This window comes from Halomonas sp. BM-2019 (genome assembly GCF_017584085.1).
The window spans coordinates 2,876,778-2,887,890 of sequence record NZ_CP071922.1 but is presented as its reverse complement, the minus strand read 5'-3'; the positions used below and the strand labels follow the sequence as shown (position 1 = coordinate 2,887,890).

Below are 11,113 nucleotides of genomic sequence, written 5' to 3'. Positions count from 1 at the left end.
GCAAGTCCACCACCCTGGGGGTCGTCTGCTCGCTGGTGCAGAAGAGCGCCGGCAAGGTCTCGATCTTCGGCATCGATATCGACCGGGACTTCGCCCGCGCCAAGTACCACCTGGGCGTGGTGCCCCAGGAGTTCAACTTCAACCAGTTCGAGAAGGTGATCGATATCGTGCTTGCCCAGGCGGGCTACTACGGCATGCCGCGCCGCGAGGCGCTGCCCCGCGCCGAGCAGCTGCTCGGGGACCTCGGCCTGTGGGACAAGCGCAACGGCAGCGCGCGCATGCTCTCGGGCGGCATGAAGCGCCGGCTGATGATCGCTCGCGCCCTGATGCATCGCCCGAAGCTGCTGATCCTCGACGAGCCCACCGCCGGTGTGGACATCGAGCTGCGCCGCAGCATGTGGGAGTACATGCGGCGCATCAACCGCGAGGAGGGCACCACGATCATCCTCACCACCCACTACCTGGAGGAGGCCGAGAGCCTCTGTCGCAACGTGGCGATCATCAACCATGGCGAGATCATCCGGAACACCGGCGTGCGCGAGCTGCTCGCCGAGCTCGACACCGAGACCTTCCTGCTCGACCTCGCCGCCCCCGTGGAGGCCGCCCCCGAGCTGCCCGGCTTCGAGGTGAGCCGGGTGGAGCCCGCCCAGCTGGCGCTGGTGGTGCATCGCGGCCAGCGCATCAACGACGCCTTCGCCGCCCTGAGCGCACAGGGCCTCGAGGTGGTCTCCATGCGCAATCGCGCCAACCGCCTCGAGGAGATGTTCGTCACCATGGTGGAGCAGGGCAACGATGCCCGGGACAAGGCCGCCGCCGTCGCGGAGGACCGCCCATGAACCCGACGCAGACCGCCATCGCCCTCTGGACCCTGGTGGTGAAGGAGATCAAGCGCTTCACGCGGATCTGGCCGCAGACCCTGCTGCCGCCGTCGATCACCATGACCATGTACTTCATCATCTTCGGTAGCCTGATCGGCGCGCGCATCGGCGAGATGGACGGCTTCAGCTACATGGACTTCATCGTCCCCGGCCTGATCATGATGGCGGTGATCACCAACAGCTACTCCAACGTCGCCTCGAGCTTCTTTTCCAACAAGTTCCAGCGCAGCGTGGAGGAGATGATGGTCTCGCCAATGCCCAACTGGGTGATCCTCTCCGGCTTCGTGCTGGGCGGCATGGCCCGGGGTCTAGGCGTGGGGCTGATCGTCTCCATCGTGTCGCTCTTCTTTACCCGCATCAGCGTGGCGCACCCGCTGCTCACGGTCGGGGTGGTGGTGCTGACCGCCGCGCTCTTCTCCATCGGCGGCTTCATCAATGCGCTGCTGGCCAACAAGTTCGACGACGTCTCCATCGTGCCCACCTTCATCCTCACGCCGCTGACCTACCTGGGCGGGGTCTTCTACTCGATCTCGCTGCTGCCGGCCTTCTGGCAGGGCGCCTCGATGCTCAACCCCATCCTCTACATGGTCAACGTCTTCCGCTACGGCTTCCTCGGCGTCTCCGATATCCCGGTGGGCTGGGCGCTGGCCGCCATTCTCACCTTTATCGTCGTGCTCTTCGGCATCGCCCTGTGGATGCTGGAGCAGGGCAAGGGGATCCGCTCATGAGCCACCATCGTCCCGACACCCTGGCCGATGCGCCCCTGGGGCGCGATGCCGCCTACCCGGAGCACTATGACGCCGGGCTGCTCTATCCCATCCCCCGTGCCGCCAATCGCGCCCCGCTGGGCATCGAGGCGGGCGCGCTGCCCTTCGTCGGCGAGGACGAGTGGCACGCCTTCGAGATGAGCTGGCTCAACGCCCGCGGCAAGCCGCTGGTGGCCGTGGCGCGCTTCCGACTGCCGGCCGAGTCGCCCAACCTGATCGAGTCCAAGTCCTGGAAGCTCTACCTGAACGGCTACAACCAGACCCGCTTCGAGAGTCGCGAGGCGGTGATCGAGACCCTGGAGCGCGACCTGGCCGGAGCGGCCGGCGCCCCGGTGGCCGTGGCCCTGCTCGACGTGGACGACGAGGCGCTCAGTCCGCGGCGGCTGCCCGGCGAGTGCCTGGACGACCTGGACATCGAGGTCAGCGACTACACCCCCAGCGCCGAGCACCTGGCGGTGGGGGAGGAGATCGTCGAGGAGACCCTCCACTCGCACCTGCTCAAGTCCAACTGCCCGGTCACCGGCCAGCCCGACTGGGGCAGCGTGCTGATCCGCTATCGCGGCCCCAGGCTCGACCGCGAGGGACTCCTGCGCTACCTGATCGGCTACCGCCAGCATCAGGACTTCCACGAGCACTGCGTGGAGCATATCTTCATGGACCTGCTCGAGCGGGCGCGTCCCGAGCGGCTGCTGGTGCTGGCCCGCTACGTGCGCCGCGGCGGGCTCGACATCAGCCCCTGGCGGGCTACCCCCGGCGAGCGCCCGCCGGCGCCCCTGCGCCTGGCCAGGCAATAGGCCCGGCAGGACACCCGGGCGGCCGGCTGGTACAGTCCCGACTTATCGATTGTCGAACCTTGCCGAGGGAGAGAGGCTAATGGATGCGCTGACGCTGCTGCACGAACGCAGCTCCATGGGCAAGCTGATGGGGCCGGCGCCGAGCCCTGAACAGCTCGAGGCCATCTACCGGGCGGCCCTGCGGGCCCCGGACCACAAGGTGCTGCGCCCCTGGCGCTTCATCGAGTTCTCGGGGGAGGGGCTCGAGCGTCTGGGCGAGCTGTTCGCCGAGGCGGAGTACCGCGAGGACCCTCACGTGGGCGATGCCGCCCTGGACGCCGCTCGCAAGAAGCCGCGGCGCGCGCCCATGATCATCGCGGTGATCGCTCGGGTCACCCCGGACGTCCCCAAGGTGCCGAAGATCGAGCAGGTGATCTCCGCCGGCTGCGCCGCCCACGGCATCCTGCTGGCCGCCCACGCCCAGGGGCTCGGCGCCATGTGGCGCAGCGGCAAGTACGCCTTCGACCCCACGGTGCGCAAGGGGCTCGGGCTCGACGACGAGGACGAGGTGGTCGCCTTCATCTACCTGGGCCAGCTGGGCGGGCGCCACCGGCCCCTCCCCGAGCACGACATCGACGCCTTCGTCGAACACTGGCGCTGAGGGGAGAGCGAGCATGCGCGAGATCGGCACGCCCCACCCGCGGCTCCCCCTGCCCGCCCCGGGGCAGGAGGATGACCCGGCGCGCTTCCTGGCCTGGCTCGGCGAGGCGATCCCCCTGGTCGGGCAGCTGGGCATTCGCCAGATGCATCGCGACGAGGAGCGCCTGACCTGGACGCTGGACCTCGCGCCTAGCCTCAACGACAAGGGCACCGGTTTCGGCGGGGCGCTCACCGCCCAGACCACCCTGCTGGGCTGGTGCTGGACCACCCTCTGGCTGCGTCGCCACAGCCTGGCCCGGGACGTGGTGGTGGCCGAGGCCAGCCAGCGCTTCCTGGCGCCGGTCACCGGCGACTATCGCCTCGTGTGTGAACCGGAGGCGGAGAGCGGGCCGGAGCGGCTTGCCGAGCAGCTCGCCGAGAAGGGCCGGGGGCGCATCGCCCTGGTGCAGCGGCTCTGGTGCGACGAGACCCTGTGCCTCGAGGCCCGCGGCGACTACGCCGTGCTCGCCGACCGCTGAGCGGAAAACGGCTTGCAATCGCGCACTTAAGGCGATAGCATACGCGCCGTCCTTGAGAGAAAGGGACGACGTCCAGATGCCGAAGCCCAGTGCCCAGGTAGCCGGATGACAATGCGGAGGGGTGTCCGAGTGGTCGAAGGAGCACGCCTGGAAAGTGTGTAAGTCGAAAGGCTTCGAGGGTTCGAATCCCTCCCCCTCCGCCACGAGATATTTAAGGGGAATCAAGCATTTAGCTTGGTTCCCCTTTCTCGTTTTTGGCGCTTGGGAGCGGTTTTGGGAACAGATCTGGGAATACTCAGGGCCCGAGCACCTTCTCGATCATGGCCGGGACGTCACGGCCGTCGCTGCGGATCCACTTGCCGTAGCGGCGTTGGGTCATGGTGATGGTGGCGTGGCCGTGAGTGGCGGAGCCCAGCGGCAGCGATTACGGACTCCGCGCAATGTGCGCCACCCGGGGCGGGGCGGTCTATGCCGCGGGCGATCGTGGCACCATTCTGCGCCGAGAAGGGCCCCGAGCCAGAGCCGTGCGCGAGTGAGGCGGCCGTGGTGCGGCTCTGAGCCGGTGTCGCGCCAGCCGCGCGCCGTCGGCCCGGTTGGGCTCCGGCACGGATTGGCGGTAAGCTGACGCCCGTGCCGAAGGAGAGGCATGCCATTCACAGATCGGGAGACACCCCATGCCGTTACGTTCCCTGCTGGCCGCCGCCGTGCTGGCCCTGCCGCTGGCCGCCGTGGCCGACACCCCCAATATCGTGCCGGGGCTCTGGGAGTTCACCAGCACCACCTCGGTGACCGGCGAGGTGCCGATTCCCGACCAGACCGAGACCCACCAGGAGTGTATCGCCCAGGGGGACCTGGACGATGCGGACTTCCAGTTCCTCGAGGTGGAGGAGGGCTGTGAGCTGCTCGAGCACAACGTCTCCGCCGATGGGCTCGACTACCGCATGGTCTGCCACGCCGAAGACGGCGAGGCTAACATCGATGGCCGCATGGACTTCCTGGGCGAGCGCGTCGAGGGGCATGTGGACGTGAACGTCCAGTCGCCCATGGGCGAGATGCAGATGAACACCCGGGTCGAGGGCGCGCGTATCGGCGACTGCTGAGCCACCATCCCGTCAACGACGCCGGCCACCCCACGGGGTGGCCGGCGTCGTTGTAACGGTCGGCAGCTCACCGAAGAGTGTGCTTGAATTATCTGAATTGTAAGGCTATGTTTCAAAATGTAGCTATGCCGAGAGTTGATTCAAGGTCAGTTGCCTTGGTGGCGCGACGTTGAAAAAGAGTCAAACTGCAAGGGAGTGGCTGGCCGCCAGGCATCACGGCGCCAGCCGGCAAGGATCCAGCCAGGGAAGATACAACAGAAGAAGGGAGGCGAGCGGCGAACCCATCGCCCGGCTCGGTAGCCCGTCAAGCGTGCAGGTTCCTGGCGGACAGGCCCAACCCGAGCCGGTGCCTGGCATACCCCTGGAGCGCGGAGGGCCATCACCATGGCCAAGATCATTCGATTTCCGGTTGAGCGGGCTTCCCGAGCGGGCGGCCCCCAGTCGTTAGTGTGCATGTCGGTGGCCTGGCTGCCGTTGTCGATGTGCGGGTATTTCTGGCTGTACTCAACGGATGCCATCCTGACCTGCTGGCTGTGTGCCAGCGGGGTCCCCCCGCGCCCGGCGCCGAGGCAGCGAGGCGGGCTTGCCCGCTTCGGCGGGACGGGGACCCCTCGTACTCCCTGACGGCGCCTCGCCGGCCTCAACGGCCGGCGGGGCCGGTGCCCATCTCCTCGTCGAGCCGGCGCTTGACGTCGCCGGGGGAGCCGGTGTGGCGGGCCATCAGGTCGTAGGCCACCGGCACGATGAACAGGGTGAAGAGCGTGGCGGCGGCCACGCCGGAGAGGATCACCGTGCCGATCACCATGCGTGACTCGCTGCCGGCCCCGCTGGCGAGGATCAGCGGGATGGAGCCCGCCATGGTGGTCACGGCGGTCATCAGGATCGGCCGCAGCCGGGTCACCGCGGCGTCCACCAGGGCGTCGCGGAAGGCCAGCCCCTGGTCGCGCAGCTGGTTGGCGAACTCCACGATCAGGATCCCGTTCTTGGCCGCCAGGCCGATCAGCATGACCAGCCCCACCTGGCTGTAGATGTTCAGCGATTGCCCGGTGACGAAGAGCCCCAGCATGGCGCCGCTCATCGCCAGGGGCACGGTAAGCATGATCACGAAGGGGTGGATGAAGCTCTCGAACTGGGCGGCCAGCACCAGGAAGACCACAAGGGCGCCGAGAATCAGCAGGAAGGTGGTGGCACCGCTGGCCTGCTGGAAGTCCCGCGAGGCGCCGCTGACGTCGGTCTGCGCCTGGGCCGGCAGCACCTCGGCGGCGGCCGCCTCCAGGTAGTCCAGCGCTTCGCCCAACGAGTAGCCGTCGGCCAGGTTGGCCTCGATGGTGATCGAGCGCAGGCGGTTGAAGCGGTTGAGGGTGCTGGCGCCGGCGAAGTCGGTGAGGGTCACCAGGCTGGCCAGGGGGATCAGCTCGCCGGTGCGCGCCGAACGCACCTGGATATTGTCCAGCGCCCGCGGGCTCGCCTGGCTGGCACGATCGCCCTCGATGATCACATCGTACTCCTGGCCGTTGTCCAGGTAGCGGGTCACGTTGCGTCCGCCGAGCAGAATCTCCAGGGTGCGGCCGATCTCGGTGACGGTGACGCCCAGCGAGGCGGCCCGCTCGTAGTCGATGTCCACCCGCAGCTGGGGCTGGGTCTCGCGGTAGTTGCTGTCCAGGCCGATCAGCCGGGGGTTGTCCTCGCGGATATGCGCCATCAGGGTGTCGCGCCACTCCGCGAGCTCCTCGTAGGTGCCGCCGCCCAGCACGAACTCCACCGGCTTGGCGATGCGCTGGCCGAAGCCCTGGCGCATCACCGGGAAGGCCTGCACCCCGGGCAGCCCGTTGAGCTCGCGGCGCACGTCGTCCATGATCGACCAGGCGTCGCGGCGCTTCCCCCAGTCGGCCAGGCCGATGATGCCGAAGCCGTTGTTGAAGTTCTCGATGTTGCCGAAGCCCCGCGGCGCGCGGATCACCACTCGCTCCATGTCGCCGCTCTCGACCATGGGCGCCAGGCGCGCCTCTATCTCGTTCATGTAATCCATGATGTAGTCGAAGGTGGCGCCTTCCGGACCGTTGACCAGGATGATGAAGCTGCCGCGGTCCTCCTGCGGTGTGTACTCGCTGGGCAGCAGGTTGGCCAGCCACACCGTGGCGGCCACCAGCGCCACGAAGACCCCCAGCACCGCCAGACGCGCCTTGAGCACCCAGCCCAGCAGGGTACGGTAGAGGCGCTGGGAAAGTTCCAGCAGCCACTGCACGGCGCGGGCCACGCGGCTGTCCTCCTGGGCCGGCCTGAGGATCTTGGAGGCCATCATCGGCGTCAGCGACAGCGCCAGCACGCTGGAGATGGCCACCGCGGCGGCCATGGTCAGGGCAAACTCCGAGAAGAGTCGACCCACGTTGCCCTGCAGGAAGGCCAGCGGGACGAACACCGCGATCAGCACCAGGGTGGTGGCGATCACCGCGAAGGCGATCTGGCGGGTGCCGCGGAAGGCGGCCACCAGTGGCGTCTCGCCGTAGTCGTGCATGCGCCGGTGGATGTTCTCCAGCACCACGATGGCGTCGTCGACGATCAGCCCGATGGCCAGCACCAGCGCCAGCAGGGTGAGCAGGTTGATGGAGAAGCCCATCAACGCCAGCGCCATGAAGGCGCCGATGATCGCCACCGGCACGGTCACCGCCGGGATCAGGGTGGTGCGCACGTTGCCGAGGAACATGAAGATCACCACCACCACCAGGCTCATGGCGATGAACAGGGTCACCACCACCTGGCGGATGGCGCCGGCCACGAACACCGAGGCGTCGTAGTTGAGGGAGAGCGTCATGCCTTCCGGCAGGCTGTCCTGGACCCGCTCCAGCTCGGCCTGGACCCCGCGGGAGACCTCCAGGACGTTGGCGGTGGACTGCTTCATGATCCCCAGCCCCACCATGGGCACGCCGTTGGCACGGAACATCGAGCGGTCCTCCACCGACCCGACCTCTACACGGGCCACGTCGCCCAGGCGCACCAGGTAGCCGTCGCTGCCCTGGGTCAGCGCCAGGCGCTCGAAATCCTCGGGCTGGTTGAAGCTGCGCGGCAGGCGCACGACGAACTGGCGCTCGCGGGACTCGATGGAGCCGGCGGGGAGTTCCACATTCTCGGCGCGCAGCGCGCCCTCCACGTCGCTCACCGTCAGGTTGCGGGCGGCCAGGGCGTTGCGGTCGAGCCACACCCGCATGGCGTACTCGCTCCCGCCGCCGATCCGTACCCTGGCCACGCCGGGCTGCACCGAGAAGCCGTCCACCAGGTAGCGGTCGGCGTAGTCGGTCAGCTCGGGAATGCTGTAGCCGTCGCCGGAGAGGGAGAGCCACAGCACCACCTCCTCGCTGGCGTCGGCCTTCTGGACCTCGGGCGGGTCGGCTTCGCTGGGCAGGTTGCGCAGCGCGCCGGAGATGCGGTCGCGGATATCGTTGGCGGCGGCATCGATATCCATGTCGAGGCGGAATTCGATGTTGATCCGCGAGCGCCCGTCCTCGCTCGACGAGGTGATCAGCTCGATGCCCTCGACCCCGGCGATACGGTCCTCCAGCAGCTGGGTGATGCGGGTCTCCACCACGCTGGCCGAAGCCCCGGGGTAGCGGGTGTCGATGCTGACCACCGGCGGGTCGATGGCGGGGTACTCCTGCAGCGGCAGGCGCTGCAGGGCCAGCAGGCCGAAGGCGACGATCAACAGCGCCAGCACGGTGGCCAGCACCGGGCGCTGGACGGAGAGGTCGGAGAGACGCATCAGCCACGCTCCTCGCGGCTGGCCTCGAGGATCTCGCGCACCGAGGTGTCGGCATCGGCCACGCCGAGCAGCGCAACCCGGTCGCCCTCCTGGACGCGCTGGACGCCGTGGGCCACCAGCAGCTCACCGCCAGTGAGCCCCTCGCGGATCTCTGCCTGGCCGGTGCGCCGCTCGCCCACCCGTACCCGGCGCCGCTCGACGCGGTTCTCGTTCTGCTCGTCGATCACCAGCACGTACTGGCGGTCGCCACTGGGGATCAGCACGGTCTCCGGCACCACCACGGCGTCCCGCGGGCTGCGCTGCACGATCACCTCCATCAGCATGCCGGGGCGCAGCCGCAGCTCGGGGTTGGCCAGCTCGGCGCGCACCATCACGCTGCGGCTGACCGGGTCGACCCGGGAGCCGACGCTTTCCACGCGTCCCTCGAAGCGCACCGCGGGGAAGGCGGCGCTGCGTGCGCTGAGTGGCAGGCCGGGCTCGAGCAGGGCCAGGAACACCTCGGGCACGCTGAAGTCGAGCTTCATCACGTCGATCTTGTCGAGGGTCACCAGCTCGGTGCCGGGCGTGACCAGGCTACCCACGCTGATGTTGCGAAAGCCCACCACGCCGTCGAAGGGGGCGCGCACCCGGTAGTTGCGCAGCCGCGCCTCGAGCCCCTGGATCTCCGCCTCCACCTGGCGCAGCCGCGCCTGGGCGTCCTCCACGTCGGCCCGGGGCGCCAGGTTACGGCTCTGCAGCTGAGTCAGACGGTTGACCGTGGCGCGGCGTTCGTCGCGCTGGGCCTGGGCGGCGCGCAGCTGGGCCTGCTGCTCGGCGTCCTGCAGGCCCACCAGCAGCTGGCCCGCTTCCACGACCTGCCCGTCGCGGAAGTTCAGCTCGGCGACGGTATCGGTGACGGTGGCGGAAAGGGTGACGCTCTCGTCGGCGCGCAGGGTGCCCAGCGCCTCCAGCGGATCCGACCAGGGCTCCAGGGTGGCGCGGGCACCGATCACCGGCGTCGGCTCCTGGGCGGCAAGCGGCATGGTCGCCACCAGGATCAGGATCACGGCCAGCAGGCAGCCGGCGCGGGCAAGGCGAGGGGTGGGCGTTCTGGTCATGGGGCTCTTGTGCGTGAGAGGCAAGGGACGACTGCCCAATCCGTAGCAATCCTTAACAAGCTATCAATGATCGTACCGAAAAGTGTGGCAACAATGCGCAACACGGCACCACCTTCTTGGTGCGCAATGCGACACCATCTTCTTAGTGTACAAGGGCTATACAATAGTTTCCCAGCTGTAGGGTCGGTGAATCGGGACGCCTGGAGGGTCCCCGACTTGGCGGCTTCCCCGGGCCGGCTGATAGAATGCGCCTCCCTTGACGACGCGGGCCAGGAGTGACCATGACCTATGACGCGGTGATCATCGGCGCAGGCGCCGCCGGGCTGATGTGTGCCCTAACGGCAGGCTACGCGGGACGGCGTGTCCTGGTCATCGACCACGCCAACCGGGCCGGCAAGAAGATCCTGATGTCCGGGGGCGGTCGCTGCAACTTCACCAACCTGGCCACCGGCCCCGGCAATTTCTTCTCCGCGAACCCCCACTTCTGCATCTCGGCGCTGAAGCGCTATCGCCCCGAGCACTTCGTCGAGCTGGTGGAGCGCCACGGCGTCGACTACGTGGAGAAGGCCCCGGGTCAGCTCTTCTGTGCGGAGTCCGCCAAGGAGATCGTGCGAGTGCTGCTCACCGAGTGCGACTGGGCCGGCGTGGAGATCCGCCTCAAGACCGCCGTGGAGCGCATCGAGCGGTGCGGCGAGGGCATGCGCCTGGTGACCTCGGCAGGCACCCTCGACTGCGGGGCGGTGGTGGTGGCCACCGGCGGACTCTCCATTCCCACCATGGGCGCCACCGGCTTCGGCTACGAGATCGCCCGCCAGTTCGGCCTCGCGGTGACCGAGACCCGCCCGGCGCTGGTGCCCTTCACCCTGACCTCCCAGTGGAAGGCGCGGGCCGAGTCGCTCGCCGGGGTGGCCTGTGAGGTGGCCGTGCGCTCGCTTCGCGCCGGCGAGCCCCGCGGCCACTACCGCGAGCCGATGCTCTTCACCCACCGCGGCCTCTCGGGCCCGGCGATGCTGCAGATCTCGAGCTACTGGGCGCCCGGCGACGAGCTCGCCATCGACCTGCTGCCCGGCGTGGACGCCTTGGAGGCGCTTCGCGTCGCGCGCCGGGAGACGCCCAGGCGGCGTCTCTCCTCCTGGCTCGGCGAGCGGCTCCCCAGGCGCCTGGCCCAGGCGCTGATCGACTGGCACGGCGGCGACGGCGTGCTGGCCGAGCGCGGCAACGCCGAGCTGGCCGCCTGGGCCGAGCGGCTCGGCGACTGGCGGCTCAAGCCCGCCGGCACCGAAGGCTGGCGCACCGCCGAGGTGACGCTGGGGGGCGTGGACACCCGCCACCTCTCGTCGAAGAGCTTCGCGGTGCAGGGGCTGCCCCAGCTGCGCTTCATCGGTGAGGTGCTCGACGTGACCGGTGAGCTCGGCGGGCACAACTTCCAGTGGGCCTGGGCCAGCGGCGTGGCCTGCGGTAACGCCCTCTGATCCCCCACCGACCGGGCCCTGAGCTGTGACCGGGGCGCTAAGGCATCTATGCTCCACCCAGGAGGACGCGCGAAGCGCGAGTGCCCGACCCGCA

9 protein-coding genes and 1 tRNA gene are annotated in these 11,113 nt (G+C 68.8%); 8 read left to right on the top strand and 2 right to left on the bottom strand.

The features are described from left to right. The 7 genes from J5F18_RS14400 to J5F18_RS14370 form a co-directional block, all read left to right on the top strand. Positions 1-836: ABC transporter ATP-binding protein (locus J5F18_RS14400; RefSeq protein WP_346299276.1), on the top strand; the 836-nt coding region annotated here is incomplete at its 5' end. Beyond that, the gene (locus J5F18_RS14395) at positions 833-1,606 is read left to right on the top strand and encodes an ABC transporter permease (RefSeq protein ID WP_346299275.1); all 774 of its coding nucleotides are present in this window, start codon (positions 833-835) and stop codon (positions 1,604-1,606) included. The genes J5F18_RS14400 and J5F18_RS14395, both read left to right, overlap by 4 nt. Further along, on the top strand, positions 1,603-2,439 hold the full coding sequence (gene queF / locus J5F18_RS14390; protein ID WP_346299274.1) for an NADPH-dependent 7-cyano-7-deazaguanine reductase QueF: 837 nt from the start codon (positions 1,603-1,605) through the stop codon (positions 2,437-2,439). The genes J5F18_RS14395 and queF overlap by 4 nt, the downstream gene beginning before the upstream one ends. Positions 2,440-2,518: 79 nt before the next feature. Next, on the top strand, positions 2,519-3,079 hold the full coding sequence (locus J5F18_RS14385; protein WP_346299273.1) for a nitroreductase family protein: 561 nt from the start codon (positions 2,519-2,521) through the stop codon (positions 3,077-3,079). A gap of 13 nt (positions 3,080-3,092) precedes the next feature. Then, complete coding sequence (locus J5F18_RS14380) at positions 3,093-3,596, top strand: YiiD C-terminal domain-containing protein (protein WP_346299272.1); 504 nt, start codon at positions 3,093-3,095, stop codon at positions 3,594-3,596. Between the two features lie 115 nt (positions 3,597-3,711). Then, positions 3,712-3,799, top strand: a tRNA-Ser gene (locus J5F18_RS14375). Between the two features lie 471 nt (positions 3,800-4,270). Beyond that, positions 4,271-4,696: a DUF3617 family protein gene (locus tag J5F18_RS14370; RefSeq protein WP_346299271.1), complete on the top strand. Its 426-nt coding sequence runs from the start codon at positions 4,271-4,273 to the stop codon at positions 4,694-4,696. 640 nt (positions 4,697-5,336) lie between these two features. Here J5F18_RS14370 and J5F18_RS14365 read toward each other — a convergent pair. Together J5F18_RS14365 and J5F18_RS14360 are read right to left on the bottom strand one after the other, a co-directional pair. Further along, a complete protein-coding gene (locus tag J5F18_RS14365; protein ID WP_346299270.1) occupies positions 5,337-8,450 on the bottom strand; it encodes an efflux RND transporter permease subunit in 3,114 nt (1,037 codons plus the stop codon). After that, positions 8,450-9,547 (bottom strand): efflux RND transporter periplasmic adaptor subunit, encoded by a 1,098-nt coding sequence (locus J5F18_RS14360; RefSeq protein WP_346299269.1) that lies wholly within the window; start codon positions 9,545-9,547, stop codon positions 8,450-8,452. Before J5F18_RS14360 ends, J5F18_RS14365 begins: the two co-directional genes overlap by 1 nt. A gap of 281 nt (positions 9,548-9,828) precedes the next feature. Here J5F18_RS14360 and J5F18_RS14355 point away from each other — a divergent pair, with 281 nt between their 5' ends. Continuing rightward, complete coding sequence (locus tag J5F18_RS14355) at positions 9,829-11,019, top strand: NAD(P)/FAD-dependent oxidoreductase (protein ID WP_346299268.1); 1,191 nt, start codon at positions 9,829-9,831, stop codon at positions 11,017-11,019. Positions 11,020-11,113 lie beyond the last annotated feature (94 nt).